This is a genomic window from Mesorhizobium sp. M0340 (assembly GCF_040321535.1).
GTDB lineage: Bacteria > Pseudomonadota > Alphaproteobacteria > Rhizobiales > Rhizobiaceae > Mesorhizobium.
The window spans coordinates 269,162-295,628 of record NZ_JAMYRR010000004.1 but is presented as its reverse complement, the minus strand read 5'-3'; the positions used below and the strand labels follow the sequence as shown (position 1 = coordinate 295,628).

Below are 26,467 nucleotides of genomic sequence, written 5' to 3'. Positions count from 1 at the left end.
AGGCAGGCTGTTTCCGAGACGAGGCGAAGCTATCTTACCGCAAAGGCACAGTCCATTTGGTTAATATCGGTCGGGGCCTGGGTTGGTGCCCTGTCCACAGGCCCACGTGGCCGCTGTGCCGAGCCGTCTGATGAGAATTGCCGGCCACCACGCTTGCGCAACCGGCGGCGAGTGGGCTTTGTTGGCGCCGGCAGAATCGGTAGGTGCACATGGATACGGTCACGATCACGGCAAAAGGCATTTCGGTATCGGTCGATCTTGCCGTCGGCCATCTCGCCTATGTGGCGATCGATATCGATGGCTGCCGGCTTAAGCCGCTGCATCGCGCACCCTGGGTCGGCGAGCCGCGCGAGACGCTGCCGAAAGACCTGCCTGAAGGTACGGTCCACCTGTCCGGCGATTTCCTGTGCGCGCCGTTCTCGGTCAGCGACGTCGAAGCGGCACCTTTGCATGGCTGGCCGGCCAACAGTCGCTGGGACGTCGTCGACAGCGCGGCAACGGCCGATGGCTGGCGCGCCGTCTTCCGCCTGCAGCGCCCGGTTATGGGCGCAACCGTCGACAAGATCCTGATCGTGCGCGACGATCATCCCTTTCTCTATCAGGAACACGTCTTTTCCGGCGGCGCCGGCGCCATTCCGGTCGCCCACCATCCGATGACGGTGATGAAGGCCGGCGGCAGGCTGGCGTTCTCGCCGAAGCGCCTTGCCGCGACGCCGAACGAGCCGCCGGAGCCCGATCCGGCCCGCGGCCGCTCTTTGCTCGCCTACCCGGCGCGCAGCACCGACCTGACGCGCTTTCCCGCCGCCGACGGCGGCACGATCGACCTGACCGGCTATCGCATGGACCAGCTGCGTGAGGACTTCGTCACGCTGGTCGAGGCCGACCATGGCGGACCGGGCTGGACCGCGCTGGCGCGCCAGGCGGAAGCCGACCTCGTGCTGGTGCTGAAGAACCCGGCCGAACTGCCGGTCACCATGCTGTGGGTCAGCAATGGCGGGCGCGATTACGCGCCATGGAGCGGCCGCCACCGCGGCGTGCTCGGCATCGAGGACGGCCGCACGGCCGTCGGCCACGCCGCATCGCTCGGCGACAACTGGCTGAAGCGCGAAGGCGTGGCGACCGCCTTTGCCCTTGCTGAAGGGCGCCGCTTTTCGTTCCGCCATGTCATCGGCGCACTGCCATGGCCATCCGGCGAGCCGCCGCGCGACGTCACGACCTCGCCGGGCCGCATGCGCATCCTGGCGGCTGACGGTGCCGAGCGCGACATCGGCTTCGACAGCGATTTCCTGCGGATCAGCCAGTCCAGGCCCGATTGAAGGCCTGGCACAAGCCGCGTTTGAAATTTTCGAAAACTGCCGCCAAAATGCGCCAGAATCATCTTAACGGATGCCAATGTCTGAGATCGCCCATCTCGCCGCTACCATTTTCAAGCGCGCCGGCAAGGCGCCGCGCTTCATTGTTGCAATTGCGGGTCCGCCCGGCGCCGGCAAGTCGACATTGTCGGCAGGCTTGCATGACCTGCTGCCGGAAGGCACGGCGGAAGTCGTGCCGATGGACGGGTTCCACTACGATGACGTCGTGCTCGAGCGGCGCGGCCTTCGCCAGCGAAAAGGTGCCCCGGAAACCTTTGATTTTGCCGGCTTCGAAGCGCTGCTGAAGCGCATCCGCGCTGGCGAGCCGGATATCGCCATCCCGGTGTTCGACCGCAGCATGGAGCTGTCGCGCGCCGCCGCTGCGATCATCGCTGCCGAGACCAAATTCATCCTGGTCGAAGGCAATTACCTGCTGCTCGACGAAGAGCCATGGACGCGGCTGGCGCCGCTGTTCGACTACTCCATCTTCGTCGACGTGCCGCGCGCCGAGCTCGAGCGCCGACTGCTCGAGCGATGGCACGAGCACGGCCGGTCCGACGAGGACGCGCGCGCCTGGATTGCTTCCAACGACATGCCGAACATCGATCGCGTGCTTGCCCGTCGGCGGCCCGCCGACCTGGTGGTCGGTGGACAGGCCTGATCTGGTAAGGACTGTTCGGCCGGAACCTTAACACTTTCAGGCCGTTATCCCGGACACGGCAATTGTGCCGCATGAGGGAACGGTTCGATGGAAACCATGGCAAGAAAGCCTGCGCCCGCCAAGGGCAAGGTAACACGATCAAAAATCACTCGAGCGAAAACCAGCGCCGGCCCGGCAGGGGCGGCCCATTCCAAGGATGCGGCAAAGCCCAGCTTTGGCAAGGCGGCGCCGAAAAAGGTGATGCCTGCCGCGGCCAAAGCCGCTGCACCCAAGGCCAAAAGGTCGGCAAGCAGCAGAGGATCGATCGCCGGCAGCGCAATGCGCACCGTTAAGGCAACGGCCAATGTCGCCGCCGGTGCCGTGCTTGCGACCGCCAAAGGTGCGGCCTCGCTTGCCGCTTCCGTAGTCGGCAAGAGCGGCTCGAAATCCCGGACCAAGGCAAAATAGCCGGGGCAGTCAGGGTTCTGATCAGGCTCTGGCGGGAATGGTGAGGCCCCTCTGCACCGCCGGCCGGGCAAGGCCACGCTCTAGCCATGCGCCCACGCCGGGGAAATCGTCGAAACCGACGAGGTCCCGCGCCTCGTAAAAGCCGATCAGATTGCGCACCCATCCAAGCATCGAAATGTCGGCGATGGTGTAATCGTCGCCCATGATCCAGCTGCGGCCCTTGAGCCTCGTTTCGAGGACGCCGATCAGCCGTCGCGACTCGTCGCGATAACGCTCCAGCGGGCGCTTGTCGGCGATTTCGCGCCCAGCGAATTTGTGGAAGAAACCGACTTGGCCGAATATCGGCCCGATGGAAGCCATCTGGAAGAACACCCACTGGATCGTCTCGTAACGCAGCGTTGCGTCTGCCGGGACCAGCTTGCCGGTCTTGTCGCTGAGATAGAGCAGAATGGCGCCGGATTCGAACAGGCCGATCGGCTTGCCGCCCTGGCCGTCCGGATCGATCATCGCCGGGATCTTGCCGTTCGGGTTCAAAGACAGGAATTCCGGCGTCCAGCTCTCGTTCTTGCCGATGTCGACGGCATGCGGCTCGTAGGGCAGGCCAAGTTCCTCCAGCGCGATCGATATCTTCACCCCGTTCGGCGTCGGAAACGAATAAAGCTGGATGCGGTCGGGGTGGCTCGCCGGCCAGCGCCTGGCGATCGGAAACGCGGACAGATCGGTCATCGAAACTCCTGGTCGGGGACCGCGCCGAGCGGCACGGTCATGGCGGGTCGCAGAGAGTTAGGCGCGACGCCTGGCGCGATCAATATGCGCATGGAAAGTTTCACCGGCCCCGGTGAAAGGCCCGCAAAGGGTGTGGTCACACGGCCTTGACCGCCAGCACCGCATTGGTGCCGCCGAAGGCGAAGCTGTTGCTCATTGCGGTGCGCACCGCGCGCTCGCGTGCCACGTTCGGCGTGATGTCGAGATCGCAGTCGGTGTCGGCTTCCCGATAATTGGCGGTCGGCGGCACGATGCCTTCGCGGATCGCCATCACGCAGGCGATCATTTCCAGCGCGCCGGATGCGCCGAGGCAGTGGGCATGCATCGATTTGGTCGAGGAGACAGAAAGCTTGTAGGCATGGTCGCCGAACACGCGTTTGATGGCCGCCGTCTCGATCTGGTCGTTGGCCTTGGTGCCGGTGCCATGCGCGTTGAGATAGTCGACGTCCTCCGGATTGAGCCCGGCATCGACGAGGCAGAAGCGCATCGCCGCCTCAGGCCCTTCGATAGTTGGCGCGACGATGTCGGAGGCGTCGGCGGAAAGGCCGACGCCGGCGATTTCGGCAAGGATGGCGGCGCCGCGCGCCATGGCATGCTCATACGTTTCCAGCACCACCATGCCGGCGCCTTCGCCGAGCACGAGCCCCTGGCGGTCGGCCGAAAACGGCCGGCAGGTGTCCGGCGACAATACCCGAAGGGCCTCCCAGCCCTTGAGGATGCCCCAGACCAGCGGCGCATCGGTGCCGCCGGCGACCATGACGTCGGCCCGCCCGAGCCTGATCTGATCGACCGCCGAGGCAATGGCGTGGTTGGATGACGAGCAGGCAGAGGTGATGCCGAACACCGGTCCACGCAGACCAAGATTCATGCTGACATGGCCGGCTGCTGCGCCCGGCATTACTTTCGGTACGGTGAAGATGCCGGCGCGGTTCTTTCCTTCGAGCAGGATGGCGCGATAGTTCTCTTCGATTGCCTCCCAGCCGCAGACGCCGACGCCGACGATGGTGCCCATCCGGTAGGTGTTGGCCGCGTGCGGGTTCAATCCCGCCTGCTGTGCCGCCTCCCGCGCGGCGATCGTCGCCAGAAGGCTGAAGCGGTCCATCGACACGACCTGTTTGCGGTCGATGCCGTGCTCGGGAAGCGCCTTGATTTCGCAGCCGACCTTGACCTTCAGATCATGCAGCAGCGGATTGTCGATCGCGCCGATTGCCGAACGGCCGGCGCGCATCTCATTCCAGATTGCCGGTGCATTGGTGCCGAGGCCGCATAACCCGCCGATGCCCGTGATGACGATGCGCTTGTGCATTCAGTCAGGCTTTTTTCGCGATCAGCGCGCGAACCGCCTCGACCATGTCGCCGACATTCTTCAGATTGCTCCAGGCATCGACCGTGTTCATCTCGATTTCGATGCCATACTCTTCCTCGAGGTCGAAGATGATCTCCGTCAGTTCCAGCGAATGGATGCCAAGCGCGGTCAGTTCGGTACTGGTGGTGATTTCCTCGCCGCCCGGCTCGGCATGAGCCTTGATCTTGGCGATGATATCGTTTGCCAGCTGGTCAGCCATTCGGTTTCTTCCCCAACTCTGTCGTTTCCCGACGCCAACTGATCAGCGCCCCTTTTGTCCTCGATTACGTCGTCATCGTCGCCTTTTACCCCCGCCAGGCGCCGGTGACCGTACCAAGGTGGCTCCCTCTATAGAAACCGAAACGCTGTCAAGCAACAAGCTATATATCGACAAAGCCGCCGCAGTGCTTAACGTTGGTGTCGTGGACACGATCGCATATAGCTTGACCTCAGTGCCGCCGGCCCAGCGCGTTGCCGGCGTTGCACGGCTTGGCTGCGACTGGAACGGAGGCCGCACGCGTCTTCGGCGCCTGTACCAGGACGGCTCGGCCAAGATCCGCATGCCGGCAGTCTCGGCCGATCCGCTCGAAGCCGTCCTGATCAACACCGCTGGCGGGCTGACCGGTGGCGACCGTCTCGCCTGGGAGGTCGATGTCGGTGCCGGCGCGTCCGCAACGATAACGACGCAGGCCTGCGAGAAAATCTACCGCGCCGCATCCGACCGCGCCGAAGTGCGGGTGCAGCTGAGCGTCGGCGAAGGCGGCCACATTGCCTGGCTGCCGCAGGAAACCATCGTCTTCGACCGCTCGGCCTTTGCCCGCACGCTTGAGGTGGAGCTTGCCGCCGGAGCCGATGCGCTGATCCTGGAAGCTACCGTCTTCGGCCGCCTGGCCATGGGTGAACGGGCTTCGCAAGGCCAATTCCATGATCGCTGGCGCGTCCGCCACGACGGGGCGCTGATTCACGCCGAGGAGTTTCGCATCGGGCCGGATATTGCCGCTACCTTGAATCGTCCGGCGGTTGCCGGCGGCGGCATCGCGGTGGCGACGCTGCTAATGGTGTCGCCGCGGGCAGAAGCTTTGCTCGAGCCGGCCCGGGCCATGGTCGGCGGCCAGGGCGGCGTCAGTTTCTGGAGCGTGCGGAAATCTGGCAAGCTTCTTGCTCGGCTGTTCGCCGAGGACGGCTACCAGCTCCGCAAGCGGCTGGTGCCGCTTGTCGAATTGCTCAACGGACGGGCGGGCCTGCCCAAATTATGGTCACTCTGATTTCGATTGTACCACCGCAGGAAAACGCATGAATCTGACGCCGAGGGAGAAAGACAAGCTGCTGATCGCCATGGCGGCGATCGTGGCCCGCAAGCGGCTCGAACGCGGCGTCAAGCTCAACCATCCGGAAGCGATCGCGCTGATAACCGATTTCGTCGTCGAGGGTGCCCGGGACGGCCGCGCCGTCGCCGAGCTGATGGAGGCCGGCGCCCATGTCGTCACCCGGGCCCAGGTGATGGAAGGCATTGCCGAAATGATCCACGATGTGCAGGTCGAGGCGACGTTTCCAGACGGCACCAAGCTGGTGACCGTGCACGAGCCGATTAGATAAGACCGCCAAGGAGAGGAAAATGCTTCAGCTGCGTCCGAACTGCGAATGCTGCGACAAGGATCTGCCGCCCGATGCGACGGACGCGGTGATCTGCACCTTCGAATGCACCTTCTGCGCCGACTGCGCACAAAACGTGCTCGGCGGCGCCTGCCCGAATTGCGGCGGCAACTTCTCGGCCCGCCCGATCCGTCCGGCAGCGCTGCTGATGAAATATCCGGCCTCGACCAAGCGCGTCCTCAAGGCAGAAGGCTGCGGTCCGGCCCGCAAGGCGGCGTGAGAGGCATGATGATCTCGAAGATGGAAGCTACGCCGATGATCTCCGCTACGATGAAATGCACGACACTGTCGGCGGTCCTGATGCTGGCGGCAGCTATGCCAGCCTATGCCCATGTCGGCGTCGGCGAGGTTTCGTCCTTCACCGCCGGCTTCTCCCACCCGCTCTCCGGCCTCGATCATATGACGGTGATGATTGTCGTCGGCCTGTGGGCGGCGCTCAGGGGCGGCAAGGCGATCTGGGCATGGCCGCTGGCTTTCGTCGGCGTCATGCTGGCCGGCGGCGCGCTCGGTATGCTGCATGTGCCGATGCCTTTCGTCGAGCCGGCCATATTGGCGTCCGTCGTGGCACTTGGGCTTCTGGTTGCGCTCGCCGTCGATCTTCCCGTCTCGGCCGGCGTCGCCGTCATCGGCCTGTTTGCGCTGTTCCATGGCTACGCCCACGGCACCGAGGTGCCTGAAAATGCCGCTGGGCTTGGCTATACCGCAGGCTTTGCCGTTGCCACCGGGTTGCTCCATGCCGTCGGCATCACGGCTGGTCTCGGCCTCGGCTGGCGCTTCAGTGGGCTTGCCCGCGCCGCTGGCGCCGCCTGTGCCGCGATTGGCGCCGGCCTCGCCTTCGGCATCCTGTGAGGCCGTGATGATCCCCGGCGAAATCATCACGGCAAGCGGCGAGATCGAACTGAACAAGGGACTGCCGACGGTCACCATGAAGGTGGCCAACAGCGGCGACCGGCCGATCCAGGTCGGCAGCCACTATCATTTCTTCGAGACCAATGAAGGACTGAGATTCGATCGCGACAAGGCGCGGGGCATGCGCCTCGACATCGCCGCCGGCACCGCGATGCGCTTCGAGCCCGGCCAGGAGCGCGATGTTACGCTAGTGCCGTTCGGCGGCAAGCGCGAGGTCTACGGATTTCAGCAGAAGATCATGGGCAAGCTGTGAGATCGAAGGCGTCGAGCAGTTTCGGCTCAGCCGGGCGGCTTGGCCGCCGCATAGATGACGACCTTTCCCGAATCGTCGAATTCAACCGCCAGAACGTCCTCGGTCTGCACTCGCCGCGAGTCGATAGCGTTGAACAGCAATGCGTTCGCCTCGATCTCCTTGCGCAGCTCGGCAATGTCGTCCCGATGTTGCCTGACCTTGCTTTCGATCGCCGGCGGCGGGCCGCCTTCGGTGCGCGCGGCGTCGGTAAGAAACACGATATCGACCTTGTCGAGCTTGGATGTCTTTCGCACGGCAGCGATGTTCTCACGCGTGCGGTCGATCGCCGAGCTGACCTTGCCGGCTTCCGCATTTGTCTTGGTCTCTTCCTGGCCGACCTCCGAGCCGACGATCCGGTTGACGGTCTCGGCGCTGTCGAGGCTCTGCGCGTTCAGCGCGGCGTGCGGAATGCTGGCTGCCAGAAACGCGGTCGCGGCAATGCCATGCAGCCATCTGGTGTCGGAGAAGGTGGTGATCGCCATCGCTCGTTCTCAGGGTCCTTTTCGAGGCTTGTGTCAGGGCGACAGGACCGAAACGAAACGTCCCCCGTGAAGGTTCCCTTTGCGATGCGGCGGGCTGACCGGGCGCCGGCCCGCCGCCTTGTCTCGTCAGCTCGCTTTCTTGGTGATCAGCGTCAGCGCGCCATTGGTGCTCATGCTGGCGGCGATCACCTGCGCCGAGGTGAGCCCCTTGGCTTCGAGTGCGGACTTGACCTGCGGTGTCGCGTCGATCGAGCCGCGCAGTTTCTGCAGATCGGCGTCGCTGCGCTTGGCGATCACCTCGTTGACCTTGGCTTGAGTGTCCGCCGGCAGATCCTTGATGTCGACGACGTTGATCGCCTGGATGGTGGGCGCCTGTGGCTGCGCTCCGGGCGCGGCAGGAGCAGGCGCGGCCGGCGCCGGACTGGGCTGCTGCGCAGGCTGTTGCTGGGCGCTGGCGGCGGTTGCGAGCACCAGCGTGGCGGCGGCTGCCAAAAGGGTCGTTTTGCGCATGGATGTTCCTTTCCATCGATTGGCAAATGGTCGTTTTGGGGTGGCCCGGCCACCTCAAACGCCAAATGGGATCGGAAAGTGTCGCTCAGCGGGTCATTGCGTGATCATAGGATGGCGGCAATGTGGGGCCCGCCTTCGACAAGCGGTATTTTCGGGCTGTATTTCGGGAGCAATTGCTGATGGCTAAAATCACCCGCGCCGCCTATGCGCAGATGTACGGCCCGACCGTTGGCGACAAAGTCCGGCTCGCCGACACCGAGCTGTTCATCGAGGTCGAAAAGGATCTCACCGTTCACGGCGAGGAGGTGAAATTCGGCGGCGGCAAGGTCATCCGCGACGGCATGGGCCAGAGCCAGGTTTCACGCGCGCAAGGCGCGGTCGACACCGTCATCACCAATGCGCTGGTCGTCGATGCCACCGCCGGTATCGTCAAGGCCGACATCGGCTTGAGGGACGGCCGCATCGTCGCGATCGGCAAGGCCGGCAATCCGGATACCCAAGGCGGCGTCACCATCATCATCGGTCCCGGCACCGAGATCATCGCCGGCGAAGGCAAGATCCTGACCGCCGGCGGCTTCGACGCGCATATCCACTTCATCTGCCCGCAGCAGATCGAGGAAGCGCTGATGTCGGGCATCACCACCATGCTCGGCGGCGGCACCGGCCCGGCGCACGGCACGCTGGCGACCACGTGCACGCCGGGGCCGTGGCATCTGGCGCGCATGATCCAGTCTTTCGACGCCTTCCCGATGAATATTGGCCTGTCGGGCAAGGGCAACGCGTCGCTACCTGCCGCGCTCGAGGAGATGGTGCTCGCCGGCGCCTGCTCGCTGAAGCTGCATGAGGACTGGGGCACGACACCGGCTGCAATCGACTGCTGCCTGTCGGTCGCCGACGATTACGACGTGCAGGTGATGATCCACACCGACACGCTGAACGAGTCCGGCTTCGTCGAAAACACGGTCGCGGCGATCAAGGGCCGCACCATCCATGCCTTCCACACCGAAGGCGCCGGCGGCGGCCACGCGCCTGACATCATCAAGGTCTGCGGTCTGCCCAACGTCATTCCGTCCTCGACCAATCCGACGCGTCCCTACACGGTCAACACGCTGGCCGAGCACCTCGACATGCTGATGGTCTGTCACCATCTGTCGCCGTCGATCCCCGAAGACATCGCCTTTGCCGAAAGCCGCATCCGCAAGGAAACCATCGCCGCCGAAGACATTCTTCACGACATCGGCGCCTTCTCGATCATCTCGTCGGACAGCCAGGCCATGGGCCGCGTCGGCGAAGTGGCGATCCGCACCTGGCAGACCGCCGACAAGATGAAGCGCCAGCGTGGTTCGCTGCCGCAGGAGACCGGCGACAACGACAATTTCCGCGTCCGCCGCTACATCGCCAAATACACCATCAATCCGGCCATCGCGCATGGCCTGTCGAAGGACATCGGCTCGGTGGCGGTCGGAAAACGCGCCGACCTTGTGCTGTGGAACCCGGCCTTCTTCGGCGTCAAGCCGGACATGGTGCTGATCGGCGGCATGATCGCCGCCGCCCCGATGGGCGATCCCAACGCCTCGATCCCGACGCCGCAGCCGATGCACTATCGGCCGATGTTCGGCGCCTACGGCAAGGCGATGACCAATTCGTCGGTGACCTTCGTTTCGAAGGCCGCGCTCGACGCCGGCCTGCGCGGCAGGCTCGGCGTCGACAAGCAGATGGTGGCCGTCGAGAACACCCGCGGCGGCATCGGCAAGCATTCGATGGTGCTCAACGACGCCACGCCGCATGTCGAGGTCGACCCGGAGACCTATGAGGTCCGCGCTGACGGTGAATTGCTCACCTGCGAGCCGGCAACGGTGCTGCCGATGGCGCAACGCTACTTCCTGTTCTGAACCCTAGGCGTTAGAACGACCGATGTAGAACATGCCGCGCCAGGCCTATGGACCAGCAACTCCCCTACGCCCACGACATCTTCCCGCATATCCGCATTGTCCTGGGCATGGTGATCGGGCTTGGCGTCACCCGCCTGCTGTCGGGGCTCGCCCGCATCGTCCAGCATCCCGGCCAGTACCGGCTCTATCCCGTGCATCTCGCCTGGGTTGCGTCGGTGCTTTTGATGCTGGTGCATTTCTGGTGGTGGGAGTTCGGCCTGTTCCAGATCGAGAATTGGACCTTCGGCAAATACCTGTTCATCATCTTCTACGCCGTCACGCTGTTCCTGCTCTGCGCGCTGCTGTTTCCGGACTCGATGCTGGACTACACCAGCTATGAGGATTTCTTTTATTCGCGCCGGGCCTGGTTCTTCGGCCTGCTGGCGGCGACCTATCTGCTCGACGTGGTCGACACGCTGCTGAAAGGGCCGGCGCATTTCGCCCATTTCGGCGTTGAATATCTGATCCGCACGCCGGTTTTCGTCGCGCTTTGCGTCATTGCGGTCCTGCTGCGCGACCGCCGCTTTCACATCGCCTTTGTCGCCGGCGCGCTCGTCTATCAGGTATCGTTTATCATGCGGCTCTTCGACACGATCGTTTGAGCGCCATTGGGGCGGCGCACGCGATAGGCTAGGCTTTTGGGAGAGGCAGTTTTTACATGAAGCTCGATATTCGCACCGACTTCACCAAATTCCCGCGCGCCGTCGCCGTCCTGGCCGCAGGCGAAGCCGGAACCACCACGCCATACGACCGGGCGGTGCTTGCCCATGACGAGCGGCATCTGCGCCGTCGTGCCATCGAAACGGCCGGTAGCGACAAGGTGCTGGTCGACCTGCCCGAACCGGTGACGTTGAACCATGGTGACCGGCTGGTGCTGGAGGATGGCCGCCACATCGAGATCATCGCGGCCGAAGAGCCGCTCTACGATATCAGGGGCAGCGACCCGATCCATCTCGCCGAGCTCGCCTGGCACATCGGCAACCGCCATCTCGCCGCCGCCATCGAGGCTAACCGCATCCTCATCCTGCGCGACCATGTCATCAAGGCGATGCTGGAGGGATTGGGCGCCATTGTGAGCGACGTCTCCGAACCGTTCAAGCCGGTGCGCGGCGCCTATTCCGCGCTTGGCGGGCACGGCCATGCCCATGCCGAGGCACATGCGCACAGCCACGCCGAAGCGCATTCCCATAGCCATAGCGATTCGCATTCCCACAGCCATTCGCACGACCATGACCATGACTGACCGGCCTTCCAGCGTTGCCCAGCCTTCCAATATTGCTTTGTTGCGGCTGATGGCGTGGCTGTCGCCTTCCTTCCCGGTCGGCGGCTTTTCCTACAGCCATGGCCTGGAACAAGCCGTGCATGCCGGGCTGGTTGCCGACAGCAAAGACCTCGCCGCGTGGCTGGAAACGCTGGTCGAAATGGGTTCGGGCTGGAATGATGCGGTGCTGTTTGCCGAAAGCTGGCGCAGGGCGCGCGAAACCGGCGATCTCGATGAAATCGTCGCCCTTGCCGAAGCTCTGGCAGGCTCGCGCGAGCGTCATACCGAGACGATGCTGCAGGGCGCCGCTTTCCTGAAAGCAGCCTCCGCCTGGCCGTGCCAGGTGCTGGATCGCCTGCCGACCGAATGTGCCTATTGCGTTGCCGTCGGCGCTGTTGCCGGCGATCACGGCATTTCGCTGCGGGACGCCCTGGCCGCCTTCCTGCAGGCCTTCTTCTCCAACCTTGTTCAGGCCGCGATCCGGCTCGGCGCCGTCGGCCAGACCGGCGCCACCGCGCTGCTCGCCGGCTTCGAGCCGCTTGCCCTGGCTACGTCCGACCGCGCTGCCGGCTCGACCCTCGATGATCTCGGCGGCTGCGCTTTTATCTCCGACATCACGGCGATGAAGCACGAGGCCCAGTATTCGCGGCTGTTCCGCTCATGATCGTCCTCGCTTTCGCCGTCTCGCTCGTCCTGCTGCTGATCACAGCACTGCATGTCTATTGGGGCATTGGCGGCATCTGGCCGGGCAGGGACGCCGCCTCCTGCGCTCGTGCGGTCATCGGCTTTCATGGCGTCGACGAGATGCCGGCACCCTTCGCCAGCTTCGCCGTTGCCGCCTGCCTTGGCCTGGCGACACTGTGGCCGATGGCGCTCGAGGGCATCTTTGCCACGCCGTTTCCCAAAGCCGGGCTTGCCGCCACGTCGCTGCTCATCGCGCTGGTTTTCCTGGCGCGCGGCATTGCCGGCTTCACGCCCTGGTGGCGCCGGCTGACGCCCGAACAGCCTTTCGCGCGGCTCGATCTGCGTTATTATTCGCCGCTGTGCCTGCTGATCGGGCTTGCCTTCGCCATTCTTGCCGTCACGGAGTTCCCCGCATGATATCGCCCAACGGTCCTCTTCGCATCGGCATTGGCGGCCCGGTCGGCTCGGGCAAGACGACGCTTACCGAAAAGCTCTGCAAGGCACTGCGTGACGAGTTTTCGATCGCCGTCGTCACCAACGACATCTACACCAAGGAAGACGCCATGATGCTGGCCAGGTTGCAGGCCCTGCCCGAGGATCGCATCGTCGGCGTCGAGACCGGCGGCTGTCCGCACACCGCCATCCGCGAGGACGCCTCGATCAATCTGCAGGCGATCGCCGAGATGACCAGAAAATTCCCCGATCTCGACATCGTCTTCATCGAATCGGGCGGCGACAATCTCGCCGCCACCTTCTCGCCGGATCTTGCCGACCTGACGCTCTATGTCATCTCGGTTTGCCAGGGCGAGGAGATCCCGAGGAAGGGCGGACCGGCGATCACCCGGTCCGATTTCCTGGTCATCAACAAGAGCGACCTTGCGCCCTATGTGAACGTAAATCTCGACATCATGGAACGCGACGCTGCCCGCATGCGCGGCAAGCGGCCGTTCGGCTTCACCGACCTGTCGCGCGGCAAGGGGCTGCAGGAGGTGATCGATTTCATCGTCGAGCATGGCGGGCTTCGGGTCGGCGCGGCCACCAGCACGGCGGCATAACGGCGCTCGCCTGTACCAAACGAAACCGGTTGCGCGTGTTCCAGCCGCGCGGCATCCTTGCTTCTTTCACGGAGGTTTACGATGAGCATCACGCGCCTGCAGAAGGAAGTGCTGACCAACCTGCCGTTCTATGAGGAGCGCGTCGACCTCGCTTGCGCCTTCCGCTGGACGGCGCGGCTCAACATGCACGAGGCGGTGGCCAATCATTTCTCACTGGCCGTCAACGACGATGGTTCGCAATTCCTGATGAATCCCAACCAGGTGCATTTCTCGCGCATCAAGGCGAGCGATCTGCTTCTGATCGACGCCAACGATCCCGGCACGCTCTCCGGCCCGAATGCGCCCGATCCGACGGCGTGGGGCCTGCATGGTGCCATTCATCGCAATGTGCGTCATGCGCGCTGCGTCATGCATGTCCACTCGATCCACGCCACCGTGCTTGCCTCGCTCGCCGACTCGACGCTTCCGCCGGTCGACCAGAACTCGGCAATCTTCTTCAACCGCCATGTCGTCGACGCTCATTATGGCGGGCTGGCCTTCGAGGAAGAGGGCGAGCGCTGCTCGCAGCTTCTTGTCGACCCGAAGGTCAAGGTGATGGTGATGGGCAACCATGGCGTGCTGGTCATCGGCGACAGCGTCGCCGACACCTTCAACCGCATGTTCTATTTCGAGCGCGCCGCCGAAACCTATATCAAGGCGCTGTGGACCGGGCGGCCGCTGCGGGTACTGTCGGATGAGATCGCCGAAAAGGCGGCAAGGGAACAGGAAGACTATCCCGGCCAGGCCGAACGCCACCTTTCCGAACTGAAGGCGATCCTCGACGAGCAGGAGCCTGCCTACCGGAGTTGAGCGCGGTCCCGCCGGGCCTGGCTTAAAGCCCGAGTTCGGCTCGCAATTCGTCGGCGCTGTTGATGATTATCGCCCCCGGCGGCCCCTCCATGGGCGCTTCTGGCCAGAAGATCGTCTTCATTCCCGCTGCCAGCCCCGCCGTGGCGCCGGTCACGCTGTCGTCGACCGCCACGGCCTCGGCGGGATCGACGTCGGCCAGCCAGGCGGCGCGCAGGAAAGGTTCGGCATGCGGCTTGCCTTCACGCACGTCGTTGCGGCTGACCGTCTTCATGCCGGGATAGACGAGGCCGACGGCGCGCAGATTGGCATCGACGATCAGCCTGTCCGAGTTGGAGACCACCGCTTGCGGTATGCCAACCGCGCGCAGCTCGTTGAAGATCTCGATCGCGCCTCTGCGCGGCGTCAGCGTTTCGGCCATCGGCAGATAGTGATCGTATTTGCGCACGATCCAGTCGTCGAAAGGCAGGTCGAGGCCGAACTCGTCGCGCAGCATTTCGTAGACCGGCCATGCGGCGATGCCGAGCACGCGGTCATGCAGGTCGGCCGGCGGTACGATGCCGACACTGTGCAGCGCCGCGATCAGCGCCGCTTCGTGCAGCGGCTCGCTGTCGACCAGCGTGCCGTCCATATCCCAGAAAACCGCTTTCGGCGTCATGCAAGGCTCCATTCTCAAAAATCCCTTAAAGCGTTTGGCGCGGGAGATAAACCGCGGCGTCCCCGCTAATGCATGTCGCGCAACAGTGTGCAGCGGTTTTGCGATACGGACATGCATAGAAAGCAAGAGTCTAAAGCGCATCGCATAAGCCCGATTGAACGCGACGCGCTTTGGACCGAGATTATGCGACCTCCACAGCCTTGCTGTTGCGACGAGACTGGGTCGACCCGCCACTTCGCTCCAAATACCCAAGTCTCAGCCCTAAGCAATTGCTCTTGCAATAGGCAATTGCGCGCAAGTTCATTCCCTGCGAAACTACGGCGCTCCGCCTCTTATGCCCGGCGGGGTTGGGAGGCAGGAACTTGAATTCGCGGCAGGATAGCGGCGGCAACAGGCTGGACGATGCGGCGCGCGCCGGCTGGCTTTATTACGTTGCCGGCAACACCCAGGACCAGATCGCCGCCACGCTTGGCATCTCCCGCCAGACGGCGCAGCGGCTGGTGTCGCTCGCAGTCTCCGAAGGATTGATCAAGGTGCGCGTCGACCATCCGATCGCCAATTGCCTTGATCTTGCGGCACGGCTGAAATCGCGCTTTGCGCTTGATCTGGTCGAGGTGGTGCCCAGCGACCCTTCCTCTTCCTCCACCGTCATCGGCGTCGCCGAGGCTGCGGCGGCCGAGATCGAACGGCGGCTGCGGTCGCCGACGCCGATCGTCATGGCGATCGGCACCGGCCGCACGCTGAAGGCCGCGATCGAGCAACTGCCGCCGATGGAATGTCCGCAGCACAAGGTGGTGTCGCTGACCGGCAACATCTCGCCGGACGGCTCGGCCGCCTTCTACAACGTCATCTTCACCATGGCCGACAGGGTCAAGGCGCGCTCGTTTCCGATGCCTTTGCCGGTCATCGCCTCCTCGCCGGAGGAGCGCGAGATGCTGCTGAGCCAGCCGATGATCCAGCCGACGCTGGCGCTTGCGGCCGAGGCCGACGTCACCTTTGTCGGCATAGGCGATCTCGGCCCGAAGGCGCCGCTTTACGAGGACGGCTTCATTTCGGAGGGTGAATTAAAGGCGTTGCAGAAGGCCGGCGGCGTCGCCGAGATCGTCGGCTGGGTGTTCGATCGTGACGGCCGTATGATCGAGGGTATTACCAATGATCGGGTGTCGTCGGCACCGCTGCCGTCGCGCGAAAAGTCGCTGGTGATCGCGCTTGCCATGGGCGACCGCAAGCTGCCGGGCATCTTTGCCGCCGTCAACCGGCGGCTGGTCAACGGCCTGATCACCGATGAGCGGACCGCCGCCGCCTTGCTAGCGGGCGCATGATCTCCGAGCCGCTGGCGGTCGGAAACGATCATGTGAAATCGAAACGCATCTGAATCCCTGATAAAAACGAGCGTCACTACTGGTGCCGGCCGCATGGATCGTTGCCGTCGAGAAAGCCCATGTCGCGCTGCAGATGCGGCGGCAGCTCCCGGACGTCGAGATAGGCCCGTTTCCGCGCCGCGTGCCTTGCCAATCCCCGCGCCAGCCGTGAAAACCAGCCATGGGCTGGAGCAAGAAGCAGCTTTTCCTGTATTGTGGTCATGATCGTCAGCCTTCGCTATCTCTAGGCGTAGTTGATCTTCAATACGGAATATCGGTAGGCCCGGCCGGTGCCGCCAATCAAACGTCGATCACTGCCCATAAGGAGGGCTTATGCCGGAGCTCAATTCACGACAGCTGGTTTCGCAGCTTCCTCCGCTTCAGGCGATCCGGGTATTCGAAGCGGTGGCGCGGCATCTCTCGTTCACCAAGGCCGCCCAGGAGCTTGGCATGACGCAGGCGGCGGCAAGCTATCAGATCAAGCTTCTGGAGGAGCGCATCGGTGCGCCCCTGTTCCTGCGCCAGCCAAAACAGATCGTGCTGACCGAACCCGGCCAACGCCTGGCGCCCGCGGTCAGCGAAGCATTCGCGCTGTTGAGCGGCGCCTATGCCGCCGCGCGCACCGGCGCCGACGGCGTGCTTTGCGTTTCGACGCTGCTGACCTTTGCCTCCAATTGGCTGGCCCAGCATCTCGGTTCGTTCCAGGTCGCGCATCCGTCGCTGGCGGTGCGCGTCGATACTTCGAACAGGGTTGTCGACTTTGCCAGAGAGGATATCGACATCGCCATCCGCTCCGGCGGCGGCAACTGGCCGGGCGTCGAGACCCATATGCTTTTCAGGGCCGATTTCACACCGGTCCTTAGTCCAAAGCTCGCGGCAAGCATCGGCGGCGTCAAGGAGCCGGCCGACCTGCTGCGGCTGCCGATCCTCGACCCGGGCGACATCTGGTGGCGGGACTGGTTTGCCGCCGCCGGCCTGCCGGTCGAGGAACTGGCCAAGCGCCCCGGCACCAGCATGGGCGCGCAGGCCTATGAGGCCAATGCCGCGATTGCCGGCCACGGCGTGGCGATCGTCACCAAGGCGCTGTTCAAGGCCGAACTTGCCGACGGCCGCCTGATCCAGCCCTTTCATCTGGTCGGTGACGACGGCCACGCCTATTGGCTGGTCTATCCGACGGCGCGGCGCAACGTGCCGAAGATCCGCGCCTTCCGCGATTGGATCCTGAGCGAGATCGCTTGCCAATAGGCTGAATCCCAGCAAGCCCGACAGCAAAGCTCCGGGCCCAATCAGCCCGGCTGAAATTCTTCGTCAGACATGCCGCAAACGTCCCGGCTTGTCGCCGCACGAGACCCGGCGTGCTGCGCTGCAGCAACGATTCCGTCTTGACATATTTCATCGCAAGTGAGTAATTGCCCACAGCCAAGGCAAATGCTCATCTTGGTTTATGGGAGGAATTTTGATGAAACTTCGCACGTTCACCCTAGGCCTGTTCTCGGCCAGCGCCCTCGCTTTCGCCGCGCATGCCGAATCCATCACCATCGCCACGGTCAACAATGGCGACATGGTCCGCATGCAGAAGCTGACCGACGACTTCACCGCCAAAAATCCCGACATTCAGCTGCAGTGGGTCACGCTCGAGGAAAACGTCCTGCGCGAGCGCGTCACCACCGACATCGCCACCAAGGGTGGCCAGTACGACGTGATGACCATCGGCACCTATGAGGTGCCGATCTGGGCCAAGCAGAACTGGCTTTTGCCGCTCGACAAGCTCGGTGATGATTATGACGTCAAGGACATCATCCCGGCCATAGCCGGCGGCCTGTCGGTCGACGGCAAGCTCTACGCAGCGCCGTTTTACGGCGAAAGCTCCTTCGTCATGTACCGCAAGGACCTGATGGACAAGGCCGGGCTCAAAATGCCCGATGCACCGACCTGGGACTTCATCAAGCAGGCCGCCGACAAGATGACCGACCGCGCCAACGGCGTGAACGGCGTCTGCCTGCGCGGCAAGGCCGGCTGGGGCGAGAACATGGCCTTCCTGACCGCCATGTCGAACTCCTTCGGCGCGCGCTGGTTCGACGAGAACTGGAAGCCGCAATTCGACCAGCCCGAATGGAAGAACACGCTGCAGTTCTATGTCGACCTGATGAAGGCCGACGGCCCCGAGGGCGCGTCGTCCAACGGCTTCAACGAAAACCTGGCGCTGTTCCAGCAGGGCAAATGCGGCATGTGGATCGACGCTACCGTCGCTGCGTCCTTCGTCTCCGACCCGAAGAACTCGACCGTCGCCGACAAGGTCGGCTATGCGCTGGCCCCGGACAATGGCCTCGGCAAGCGCGGCAATTGGCTGTGGGCCTGGTCGCTGGCCATCCCCGCCGGCACGCAGAAGGCCGACGCCGCTCAAAAGTTCGTTTCCTGGGCGACTTCGAAGCACTATCTCGAACTGGTCGCTTCAAAGGAAGGCTGGGCCAACGTTCCGCCCGGAACGCGCACCTCGCTCTACAACAACCCGGAGTACCAGAAGGCGGCGCCTTTCGCGAAAATGACGCTGGATTCCATCAACGCCGCCGATCCGACGCACCCGACCGTCAAGCCGGTGCCTTATGTCGGCGTCCAGTTCGTCGCCATTCCTGAGTTCCAGGGCCTTGGCACCACCGTCGGCCAGCTCTTCTCGGCGGCCCTTGCCGGCCAGACGAGCGTCGACGACGCCTTGAAGCAGGCACAGGACGCCGCCACCGCGACGATGACCGAGGGCGGGTACATCAAATAAGGCGCCTCCCGGTGCCGGTTGCCCATGGCAGCCGGCACGGGCCGCCCGAATCCCAGTTCGGGCGGCCAACTTTACGCCGCTGAAAAACTTGGCCGACCTCGAAGGGTGACCGTCATGGCTACTCAGCAGACCCGTTCGCTTGCCCGCTTCATGATGGCGCCATCCGTGGTGCTGCTGCTGGTTTGGATGATTGTGCCGCTGGCATTCACGCTGTGGTTCTCCTTCCAGCAGTACAACCCACTCAATCCGATGCGCGACGGCTTCGTCGGGTTTTCGAATTACGCGCTGTTCTATTCCAACCCGGCATTCCTGCAGTCGATCCTCAACACGCTCACCATCGTCGTCAGCGTGCTTTTGATCACGGTGATCGGCGGCATCCTGCTGGCCCTTCTGCTCGACCAGCCGATGTGGGGACAAGGCATCGTCCGCATCCTCGTCATCTCGCCGTTCTTCGTCATGCCGCCGGTGGCGGCACTTGTCTGGAAGAACATGATCATGCATCCGCAATACGGCGTCTTCGCCGATATTGCGCGTTTCTTCGGCGGGCAGCCGATCGACTGGTTCGGGCAGCACCCGCTCCTGGCGATCATCATCATCGTCGCCTGGCAGTGGCTGCCGTTTGCGACGCTGATCCTGTTGACCGCGCTTCAGTCGCTCGACGGCGAGCAGAAGGAAGCCGCCGAAATGGACGGCGCCGGCTTCATCAGCCGCTTCATCTATTTGACGCTGCCGCATATGTCGCGCGCCATAACCGTCGTCATCCTGATCCAGACGATCTTCCTGCTGTCGGTCTATGCCGAGATCCTGGTCACCACCAATGGCGGCCCGGGTTATGCCTCCACCAACCTGCCCTTCCTCGTCTACCAGAAGGCATTGCTGGAGTTCAAAATCGGCCAGGCGTCCGCCGGCGGCATCATCGCCGTCATTCTCGCCAACATCGTCGCCTTCTTCGCCATGCGCGCCGTCGGCAAGAACCTGGACAAATAAGGGAGGATAAGATGGCACGTGCAGTCACCACCCGGCACAAGACGATTGCGACCGCGGCCGCCTGGATCGTCGCCCTGCTGATCTTCTTCCCGATCCTCTATACGATCATCACCTCGTTCAAGTCGGAGCAGGAGGCCATCCAGGGCTTCAACCTGTTCCCGTCGGGAACCATGGAGAGCTATTCCGAGGTCCAGGCGCAGAACGGCTATTTCAAATTCTTCCTCAACTCGGTGTTCCTCTCGGTCGGCTCGACCGTCCTGGCTCTGCTCGTCGCCATACCGGCGGCTTGGTCGATGGCGTTTTCGCCGGGCAAACGCACCAAGGACATTCTGATGTGGATGCTTTCCACCAAGATGATGCCGGCCGTCGCGGTGCTGTTTCCGATCTATCTGATCTTCCGCGACACCGGATTGCTCGACAGCCGCATCGGCCTGATGGTCATGCTGATGCTGATCAACCTGCCGATCGTGGTCTGGATGCTCTACACCTATTTTCGCGAGATCCCGGGAGAGATCCTGGAAGCGGCGCGCATGGACGGCGCATCGCTGTGGAACGAGATAATCTACGTGCTGACACCGATGGCGGTGCCCGGCATCGCCTCGACCATGCTGCTCAACATCATTCTCGCCTGGAACGAGGCGTTCTGGACGATCCGGCTGACCACCACCGAGGCAGCGCCGCTCACCGCTTTCATCAGCTCCTTCTCCAGTCCGCAGGGGCTGTTCTGGGCCAAGCTTTCGGCCGCCTCGACGCTGGCGATCGCGCCGATCCTGATCATGGGCTGGTTCAGCCAGAAGCAGCTGGTCCGAGGCCTGACATTCGGTGCGGTAAAGTAGCGGGCATCGCCTGACGCAAAACGAAAAGATAGCCCTTCGGGGGAGGAAACCATGGGAAACATCACGCTCAAGAACGTCTCCAAATCCTTCGGGGCGACGTCCATCATCCCCGGCCTCGACCTGGTCATCGAGGACGGAGAGTTCGTCGTCTTCGTCGGTCCGTCGGGCTGCGGCAAATCCACCCTGTTGCGTCTGATCGCCGGTCTGGAGGATACCAGCGGCGGCACCATCATCATCGATGGCCGCGACGTCACCGGCGAGGCGCCGGCCAAGCGTAAGCTGGCCATGGTGTTCCAGTCCTATGCGCTCTACCCGCACATGACGGTGGCCAAGAACATCGCCTTCCCGCTGAAGATGGCGGGCGAGGACCAGGCGACCATCGACAAGAAGGTGAAGGACGCCGCGCGGATCCTGAACCTCACCAACTACCTCGACCGCCGCCCCGGCCAGCTCTCCGGCGGCCAGCGGCAGCGTGTCGCCATCGGCCGCGCCATCGTCCGCCAGCCATCGGCCTTCCTGTTCGACGAACCGTTGTCCAATCTCGACGCGGCGCTGCGCGGCACCATGCGGCTGGAGATCAGTGAACTGCACCACCAGCTCCAGACCACCATGGTCTACGTCACCCACGACCAGATCGAGGCGATGACCATGGCCGACAAGATCGTCGTGCTCAATGCCGGCAATATCGAGCAGGTCGGCTCGCCGATGGAGCTCTACAAGACGCCGAAGAACCTGTTCGTCGCCGGCTTCATAGGTTCGCCGAAGATGAACCTGATCGAAGGCGCGCCGGCCGCCAAATATGGCGCCAAGACAGTCGGCATCCGCCCGGAGCATATGAACATTTCGAAGACGTCAGGCGACTGGAAGGCGACGGTCGGCGTTGCCGAGCGTCTCGGCTCCGACACGTTTTTGCACGTCCAGGCGGATGGCGTCGGGCAGCTGACGGTGCGTGCCGACGGCGAATTGGCCGCCCATCACGGCGACACGATCTATCTGACGCCGGACAAGGCCAAGCTGCATCGTTTCGGCGCCGATGGGAAGGCGATGCTGCAATGAGGCTCCGGGGTAAATCGGCGCTGATCACCGGATCGGCGCGCGGCATCGGCAGGGCGTTTGCCGAAGCCTACATGCGAGAGGGGGCGACCGTCGCCATCGGCGACATCAATCTCGAGGCTGCCGAGAAGGCGGCTTCGGAAATCGGCCGCAATACCTACGCGGTGATGCTGGACGTCACCGATCTCGCGTCGATCGATGCGGCCGTCAAGACGGTCGAAACCAGGACCGGCGGCCTCGATATCTTGATCAACAACGCCGCCCTGTTCGACCTGGCGCCGATCGTCGAGATCACCAAGACAAGCTACGACAAATTGTTTTCGGTCAACGTCGCCGGCACGCTGTTTACGTTGCAGGCCGCCGCCCGTTCTATGATTGCCCGCGGCAAGGGCGGCAAGATCATCAACATGGCAAGCCAGGCCGGACGCCGCGGCGAGGCGCTGGTCGCCGTCTACTGCGCTACCAAGGCGGCGGTCATCTCGCTCACCCAGTCGGCAGGGCTCGACCTGATCAAACACGGCATCAATGTCAACGCGATAGCACCGGGGGTCGTCGACGGCGAGCACTGGGATCATGTCGATGCCTTGTTCGCCAAGTTCGAGAACCGGCCGAGGGGCGAGAAGAAGAGACTGGTCGGCGAAGCCGTGCCTTATGGCCGCATGGGCACGGCGCAAGACCTCACCGGCATGGCGGTGTTCCTGGCCAGCGATGAGGCCGAATACATCGTCGCCCAGACCTACAATGTCGATGGCGGCCAGTGGATGAGTTGAGGGGGCGAAGGCGCTCTTCTCCCCGTCTCCTCCACGGGGGGAAGAGCCGTCCCGCTAAAGGGTAAAGCAGATGACCGTGAAACTCTCTTCTTCTATCCTGGCCAAGCTGCCGCCCAAGGTCGCCGGCCCGAAATACGATCGCGCCGCGCTCAAGGCCGGCATCGTGCATTTCGGCGTCGGCAATTTCCATCGCTCGCACCAGGCCGTCTACCTCGACGACCTGTTCAACTCGGGTGTTGGCCACGACTGGGCTATCGTCGGCGCCGGCGTCTTCGAGGGCGAGAAGGTCGGCCGCGGCAAGCTGCAGGAGCAGGACTGGCTGACCACCGTGGTCGAGCAGGACAGCGGCCATATGAGCGCGCGCGTCACCGGCGTCATGATCGACTTCCTGGTGCCTGGCGACGCGATCGCAATTGTCGAGCGGCTTGCCGATCCGGCGATCAAGATCGTTTCCCTGACTATCACCGAGGGCGGCTATTTCATCGATCCGGCTTCTGGCGTCTTCAATCCGACACATCCCGACATCGTTGCCGACGCTGAGCCGGGGGCGACGCCGAAGACCGTCTTCGGCCTCATCCTCGCCGGGCTGCTACGCCGCCGCGCCGACGGTATCGTGCCCTTCACCGTCATGTCCTGCGACAACATCCCCCATAACGGCCATGTCACCTCAGATGGCGTCATCGGCCTTGCGCGGCTGATCGACGAAGGTTTGGCAAACTGGGTGAGCGAGAAGGTTGCCTTTCCCAATGGCATGGTCGATCGCATCACGCCGGCCACCACCGACCGCGAGCGCGGCATTCTCGCCAGCGAGTTCGGCCTCGACGACAATTGGCCGGTGTTTTGCGAACCGTTCAAGCAATGGGTGCTGGAGGACCGTTTCACCGACGGCCGCCCGCCGCTGGAAAAGGTCGGCGTGCAGTTCGTCAGCGACGTCGCGCCCTATGAGCTGATGAAGATCCGCATCCTCAATGGCGGCCATGCGACCATCGCCTATCCGGCCGGGCTGATGGACATCCATTTCGTCCATGAGGCGATGCAGGAGCCGCTGGTACGCGGCTTCCTTGACAAGCTCGAGCATAATGAGATCATCCCGACCGTGCCGCCGGTTCCGGACACCGACCTCGAAGATTACTTCCAGCTCATCGAGCACCGCTTCTCCAATCCGAAGATCGGCGACACCATACGCCGGCTTTGCCTCGACGGCTCCAACCGCCAGCCGAAATTCATCATTCCGACGATCGCCGACCGGCTGAAGGCTGGCAAAAGCGTCACCGGCCTGGCGCTGGAATCTGCGCTCTGGTGTCGCTACTGCTTCGGCACGACGGATTCCGGCGCCGTCACCGAGCCCAACGACCCGAACTGGGGCCGGTTGCAGTCGACGGCCAAGGCGGCCAGGGACATGCCTGGCGCCTGGCTTGCCATGGAGGACATCTATGGCGATGTCGGCCGCTCGCCGCCCTTCGCCGAAGCGTTCGCCTATGCGCTCAAATCGCTGTGGGCGGACGGCGCGCGCGCGACACTGACGCGCTATCTCGCCGGCGACCTCTGAAGCCGATCCAGCGCGATGGCGCCTGAACTGGTCATTTTCGACTGTGACGGCGTGCTGGTTGACAGTGAGATGCTGTCCGTCTCGGCATTGCTGGAGATGATCGCGCTTGCCGGCGGCAACGTCAGCGAGGACATTGCCTACGAGCACTTCCTCGGCAAGAGCATGAAGAGCGTCCGCGAAATCCTCGCAAGCGACTTCGGGCTCGATCTCACCGACCAGCATCTGACCGAGATGCGCTCCGAACTGATGCGCAAGTTCCGCCAGGAGCTGAAACCGATGCCAGGCATCGCACAGGTCCTGCCGAAGCTCGGCGTGCCGTGCTGCGTCGCCTCCTCCGGCACGCTGGAGCGCATCCGCTATGCGCTCGAGGTTACGGGGCTGCTTGGGCTGCTGGAGCCGCATCTGTTCAGCGCTGCCATGGTGGCGCGGGGCAAACCGGCGCCCGATCTCTTTCTCCATGCAGCAGATAAAATGAGAGCGGCCCCGCGAAACTGCCTCGTCGTCGAGGACAGCCCGGCCGGCATCGAAGCGGCGCGGGCGGCCGGCATGCGCGTCCTTGCCTTCACCGGCGGCTCGCACACCGGCAACCCGGCCTTGAAAGCTCGGCTTGCGTCGAGTGAGCCGGACTTTATATTCGCTGACATGCTGCAATTGCCCGATCTGATTGCAGGCCTGGGAGCGAGAGCAAGAACACCTTGACCAACAGTTTCGTTTGCGCGGTCGATGTCGGCACCGGAAGCGCCCGTGCCGGCATTCTCGACACCGGTGGCGCCTTGCTCGGCCGCGCTGAGCACCCGATCGCCATGCAACGGCCGAAGGCCGATCACGCCGAGCACGATTCGCAGGATATCTGGTCGGCGGTGTGCAGTGCCGTGCGCGCTGCCCGCGAAAAGGCGCGCGTGAAGGCTGAGGATATCGTCGGCATCTCTTTTGACGCCACCTGCTCGCTGGTGGTGCGGGACCGGCATGGCGGCCAGCTCAGCGTGTCCGTTACTGGCGAAAGGCGCTGGGACACCATCGTCTGGCTCGACCATCGCGCAATTGCCGAGGCCGATGAATGCACCGAAAGCGGCCACGCCGTGCTCGACTATATCGGCGGCGTCATGTCGCCGGAAATGGAAACGCCGAAGCTGATGTGGCTGAAGCGCAACCTGCCCGGAACATGGAACGAAGCCGGCTACCTATTCGACCTCACCGACTTCCTCACCTGGAAGGCGACCGGCTCGCTCGCCCGTTCGCAATGCACGCTGACCGCCAAATGGACCTATCTGGCCCATGAAGCGACCGGCTGGCGGCGCGACTTCTTCGAAGCGGTCGGGCTCGACGACCTTTTCGAGCACGGCAATTTGCCGGACAAGGCGAGCCCGGTCGGCGCAGATATCGGTCCGCTCAGCGCGCAAGTCGCGGCGGAGCTTGGCCTCACCGAAAAATGCCGGGTCGGCGCCGGCGTCATCGATGCCTATGCCGGCGCGCTCGGCGTGCTCGGCGGTTTCGCAGGTGACGCGACGAACATCGGCCGCCATCTGGCCCTGATTGCCGGTACGTCGAGTTGCGTCATGGCGATGTCGCCCGATCCGCAGCCTTTCGCCGGTGTCTGGGGCCCATATTATGGCGCAGCGCTTCCCGGTCTTTGGCTGTCGGAAGGCGGCCAGTCGGCCACCGGAGCGCTGCTCGATCACATCATCCGCTGGCATGGCGCCGGCGGCGAGCCGGATGCCGTCATGCATGCCAGGATCGCCCGCCGCGTCGCCGAGCTGCGCGCCGCCGAGGGCGGCAACCTCGCCGCAAGGCTGCATGTATTGCCGGATTTCCATGGCAACCGCTCGCCGCTTGCCGACCCGCATGCCGTCGGCGTCATCAGCGGACTGACGCTGGATTCCTCCTTCGACAGCCTGTGCAAGCTTTACTGGCGCACCGCCGTCAGCATCGCGCTTGGCGTCCGCCATGTGCTGGAAGCACTGAACGAAAACGGCTATCTGATCGACACGCTGCACGTCACCGGCGGCCACACCAAGAACCCGCTGTTGATGGAACTCTATGCCGACGCCACCGGCTGCACGGTGGTCGAGCCGCTGGCGGACGAGGCGGTGCTGCTCGGCACCGGCATGATTGCCGCCACCGCGGCCAGGCTTTTTCCCGATTTGAATGCCGCCTGCGTTGCCATGCAGCAAGGCGGCAGGACGCGAGAGCCCAATCCGGCTGCCGCCGGCCGGTTCGACCGCGACTACCGCGTGTTCCTCGAAATGCACAGGCAAAGGCGGGCGCTGGACGCGATCATATAGGTCGAACG

General features: G+C 63.8%; 32 protein-coding genes. 25 read left to right on the top strand and 7 right to left on the bottom strand.

From position 1 onward, the window contains the following. The first annotated feature begins 209 nt into the window (after positions 1 to 209). The 3 genes from NKI79_RS08215 (at position 210) to NKI79_RS08205 (ending at position 2,460) form a co-directional block, all read left to right on the top strand. Positions 210 to 1,316, top strand: a complete 1,107-nt coding sequence (locus NKI79_RS08215) for a hypothetical protein (RefSeq protein ID WP_352800907.1) — start codon at positions 210 to 212, stop codon at positions 1,314 to 1,316. Positions 1,317 to 1,392: 76 nt separating this feature from the next. Next, the gene (locus NKI79_RS08210) at positions 1,393 to 2,013 is read left to right on the top strand and encodes a nucleoside triphosphate hydrolase (RefSeq protein WP_352476977.1); all 621 of its coding nucleotides are present in this window, start codon (positions 1,393 to 1,395) and stop codon (positions 2,011 to 2,013) included. A 96-nt stretch (positions 2,014 to 2,109) separates the two neighbouring features. Next, positions 2,110 to 2,460, top strand: coding sequence for a hypothetical protein (locus NKI79_RS08205; RefSeq protein ID WP_352800905.1), 351 nt, complete (start codon positions 2,110 to 2,112; stop codon positions 2,458 to 2,460). A gap of 21 nt (positions 2,461 to 2,481) precedes the next feature. Here the strand turns inward: NKI79_RS08205 and NKI79_RS08200 are convergent, their stop codons facing one another. From NKI79_RS08200 to NKI79_RS08190, 3 genes are all read right to left on the bottom strand, one after another. Beyond that, the gene (locus tag NKI79_RS08200) at positions 2,482 to 3,186 is read right to left on the bottom strand and encodes a glutathione S-transferase family protein (protein WP_352800903.1); all 705 of its coding nucleotides are present in this window, start codon (positions 3,184 to 3,186) and stop codon (positions 2,482 to 2,484) included. A gap of 136 nt (positions 3,187 to 3,322) precedes the next feature. After that, positions 3,323 to 4,531: a beta-ketoacyl-[acyl-carrier-protein] synthase family protein gene (locus NKI79_RS08195; protein ID WP_254815821.1), complete on the bottom strand. Its 1,209-nt coding sequence runs from the start codon at positions 4,529 to 4,531 to the stop codon at positions 3,323 to 3,325. A 4-nt stretch (positions 4,532 to 4,535) separates the two neighbouring features. Beyond that, entirely contained in the window at positions 4,536 to 4,790 is a 255-nt protein-coding gene (locus tag NKI79_RS08190) for an acyl carrier protein (protein WP_023677013.1), read from the bottom strand. Positions 4,791 to 4,992: 202 nt separating this feature from the next. Between NKI79_RS08190 and NKI79_RS08185 the strand changes: the two genes are divergently transcribed. Genes NKI79_RS08185 through NKI79_RS08165 form a run of 5 tightly spaced genes read left to right on the top strand, consistent with a single transcriptional unit; the run spans position 4,993 to position 7,385 of the window. Beyond that, positions 4,993 to 5,835, top strand: a complete 843-nt coding sequence (locus NKI79_RS08185) for an urease accessory protein UreD (protein ID WP_502909794.1) — start codon at positions 4,993 to 4,995, stop codon at positions 5,833 to 5,835. Positions 5,836 to 5,863: 28 nt separating this feature from the next. Beyond that, positions 5,864 to 6,166, top strand: coding sequence for an urease subunit gamma (locus NKI79_RS08180; protein WP_023677011.1), 303 nt, complete (start codon positions 5,864 to 5,866; stop codon positions 6,164 to 6,166). 19 nt (positions 6,167 to 6,185) lie between these two features. Further along, a complete protein-coding gene (locus NKI79_RS08175) occupies positions 6,186 to 6,443 on the top strand; it encodes a DUF1272 domain-containing protein (protein WP_352800901.1) in 258 nt (85 codons plus the stop codon). Between the two features lie 35 nt (positions 6,444 to 6,478). Continuing rightward, the gene (locus NKI79_RS08170) at positions 6,479 to 7,072 is read left to right on the top strand and encodes a HupE/UreJ family protein (protein ID WP_352801090.1); all 594 of its coding nucleotides are present in this window, start codon (positions 6,479 to 6,481) and stop codon (positions 7,070 to 7,072) included. 7 nt (positions 7,073 to 7,079) lie between these two features. Further along, the gene (locus tag NKI79_RS08165) at positions 7,080 to 7,385 is read left to right on the top strand and encodes an urease subunit beta (RefSeq protein WP_352476983.1); all 306 of its coding nucleotides are present in this window, start codon (positions 7,080 to 7,082) and stop codon (positions 7,383 to 7,385) included. 26 nt (positions 7,386 to 7,411) lie between these two features. On the opposite strand, the gene NKI79_RS08160 is transcribed toward NKI79_RS08165, so the two are convergent. Together NKI79_RS08160 and NKI79_RS08155 are read right to left on the bottom strand one after the other, a co-directional pair. Next, on the bottom strand, positions 7,412 to 7,906 hold the full coding sequence (locus NKI79_RS08160) for a hypothetical protein (RefSeq protein ID WP_352476984.1): 495 nt from the start codon (positions 7,904 to 7,906) through the stop codon (positions 7,412 to 7,414). 126 nt (positions 7,907 to 8,032) lie between these two features. After that, positions 8,033 to 8,416 carry a hypothetical protein gene (locus tag NKI79_RS08155; RefSeq protein ID WP_023677006.1) on the bottom strand — a complete coding sequence of 128 codons (384 nt, stop codon included), beginning with the start codon at positions 8,414 to 8,416 and terminating at the stop codon, positions 8,033 to 8,035. Positions 8,417 to 8,595: 179 nt separating this feature from the next. Here NKI79_RS08155 and ureC point away from each other — a divergent pair, with 179 nt between their 5' ends. The 7 genes from ureC to NKI79_RS08120 all read left to right on the top strand — a co-directional run bounded on the left by ureC (position 8,596) and on the right by NKI79_RS08120 (position 14,196). After that, a complete protein-coding gene (gene ureC, locus NKI79_RS08150) occupies positions 8,596 to 10,308 on the top strand; it encodes an urease subunit alpha (RefSeq protein WP_502899780.1) in 1,713 nt (570 codons plus the stop codon). Between the two features lie 47 nt (positions 10,309 to 10,355). Beyond that, positions 10,356 to 10,949, top strand: coding sequence for a hypothetical protein (locus NKI79_RS08145; RefSeq protein ID WP_352476985.1), 594 nt, complete (start codon positions 10,356 to 10,358; stop codon positions 10,947 to 10,949). 56 nt (positions 10,950 to 11,005) lie between these two features. Next, entirely contained in the window at positions 11,006 to 11,590 is a 585-nt protein-coding gene (gene ureE, locus NKI79_RS08140; RefSeq protein ID WP_352476986.1) for an urease accessory protein UreE, read from the top strand. After that, positions 11,583 to 12,272, top strand: coding sequence for an urease accessory protein UreF (locus NKI79_RS08135; RefSeq protein ID WP_352476987.1), 690 nt, complete (start codon positions 11,583 to 11,585; stop codon positions 12,270 to 12,272). The genes ureE and NKI79_RS08135 overlap by 8 nt, the downstream gene beginning before the upstream one ends. Further along, positions 12,269 to 12,709, top strand: coding sequence for a DUF3995 domain-containing protein (locus NKI79_RS08130; RefSeq protein ID WP_352476988.1), 441 nt, complete (start codon positions 12,269 to 12,271; stop codon positions 12,707 to 12,709). The genes NKI79_RS08135 and NKI79_RS08130 overlap by 4 nt, the downstream gene beginning before the upstream one ends. Further along, on the top strand, positions 12,706 to 13,347 hold the full coding sequence (gene ureG, locus NKI79_RS08125; protein WP_254815829.1) for an urease accessory protein UreG: 642 nt from the start codon (positions 12,706 to 12,708) through the stop codon (positions 13,345 to 13,347). The genes NKI79_RS08130 and ureG overlap by 4 nt, the downstream gene beginning before the upstream one ends. Before the next feature lie 81 nt (positions 13,348 to 13,428). Next, the gene (locus NKI79_RS08120; RefSeq protein ID WP_254815830.1) at positions 13,429 to 14,196 is read left to right on the top strand and encodes a class II aldolase and adducin N-terminal domain-containing protein; all 768 of its coding nucleotides are present in this window, start codon (positions 13,429 to 13,431) and stop codon (positions 14,194 to 14,196) included. A 22-nt stretch (positions 14,197 to 14,218) separates the two neighbouring features. On the opposite strand, the gene NKI79_RS08115 is transcribed toward NKI79_RS08120, so the two are convergent. Beyond that, on the bottom strand, positions 14,219 to 14,851 hold the full coding sequence (locus NKI79_RS08115) for an HAD family hydrolase (RefSeq protein ID WP_352476991.1): 633 nt from the start codon (positions 14,849 to 14,851) through the stop codon (positions 14,219 to 14,221). A gap of 362 nt (positions 14,852 to 15,213) precedes the next feature. Between NKI79_RS08115 and NKI79_RS08110 the strand changes: the two genes are divergently transcribed. Further along, entirely contained in the window at positions 15,214 to 16,173 is a 960-nt protein-coding gene (locus NKI79_RS08110) for a sugar-binding transcriptional regulator (RefSeq protein ID WP_023722533.1), read from the top strand. 76 nt (positions 16,174 to 16,249) lie between these two features. Here the strand turns inward: NKI79_RS08110 and NKI79_RS08105 are convergent, their stop codons facing one another. Next, on the bottom strand, positions 16,250 to 16,435 hold the full coding sequence (locus NKI79_RS08105; RefSeq protein ID WP_254815832.1) for a hypothetical protein: 186 nt from the start codon (positions 16,433 to 16,435) through the stop codon (positions 16,250 to 16,252). Between the two features lie 110 nt (positions 16,436 to 16,545). On the opposite strand from NKI79_RS08105, the gene gcvA reads away from it, so the two are divergent. The 9 genes from gcvA to NKI79_RS08060 all read left to right on the top strand — a co-directional run bounded on the left by gcvA (position 16,546) and on the right by NKI79_RS08060 (position 26,459). After that, positions 16,546 to 17,457 (top strand): transcriptional regulator GcvA, encoded by a 912-nt coding sequence (gene gcvA, locus NKI79_RS08100; protein ID WP_352476992.1) that lies wholly within the window; start codon positions 16,546 to 16,548, stop codon positions 17,455 to 17,457. Positions 17,458 to 17,671: 214 nt separating this feature from the next. Further along, a complete protein-coding gene (locus NKI79_RS08095) occupies positions 17,672 to 18,982 on the top strand; it encodes an ABC transporter substrate-binding protein (protein WP_254815834.1) in 1,311 nt (436 codons plus the stop codon). 114 nt (positions 18,983 to 19,096) lie between these two features. Then, entirely contained in the window at positions 19,097 to 19,969 is an 873-nt protein-coding gene (locus NKI79_RS08090) for a carbohydrate ABC transporter permease (protein WP_031195183.1), read from the top strand. Positions 19,970 to 19,980: 11 nt separating this feature from the next. Beyond that, on the top strand, positions 19,981 to 20,805 hold the full coding sequence (locus NKI79_RS08085; protein ID WP_352476993.1) for a carbohydrate ABC transporter permease: 825 nt from the start codon (positions 19,981 to 19,983) through the stop codon (positions 20,803 to 20,805). A gap of 51 nt (positions 20,806 to 20,856) precedes the next feature. Then, positions 20,857 to 21,861: an ABC transporter ATP-binding protein gene (locus NKI79_RS08080; protein ID WP_352800897.1), complete on the top strand. Its 1,005-nt coding sequence runs from the start codon at positions 20,857 to 20,859 to the stop codon at positions 21,859 to 21,861. Continuing rightward, positions 21,858 to 22,628 carry an L-iditol 2-dehydrogenase gene (locus NKI79_RS08075; protein WP_352800895.1) on the top strand — a complete coding sequence of 257 codons (771 nt, stop codon included), beginning with the start codon at positions 21,858 to 21,860 and terminating at the stop codon, positions 22,626 to 22,628. Before NKI79_RS08080 ends, NKI79_RS08075 begins: the two co-directional genes overlap by 4 nt. A 70-nt stretch (positions 22,629 to 22,698) precedes the next feature. Further along, positions 22,699 to 24,177 (top strand): mannitol dehydrogenase family protein, encoded by a 1,479-nt coding sequence (locus tag NKI79_RS08070; protein WP_352800893.1) that lies wholly within the window; start codon positions 22,699 to 22,701, stop codon positions 24,175 to 24,177. A gap of 15 nt (positions 24,178 to 24,192) precedes the next feature. Further along, positions 24,193 to 24,876: an HAD family hydrolase gene (locus NKI79_RS08065; protein ID WP_352800891.1), complete on the top strand. Its 684-nt coding sequence runs from the start codon at positions 24,193 to 24,195 to the stop codon at positions 24,874 to 24,876. Beyond that, a complete protein-coding gene (locus tag NKI79_RS08060; protein ID WP_352800889.1) occupies positions 24,873 to 26,459 on the top strand; it encodes an FGGY-family carbohydrate kinase in 1,587 nt (528 codons plus the stop codon). Before NKI79_RS08065 ends, NKI79_RS08060 begins: the two co-directional genes overlap by 4 nt. Positions 26,460 to 26,467: the final 8 nt, after the last annotated feature.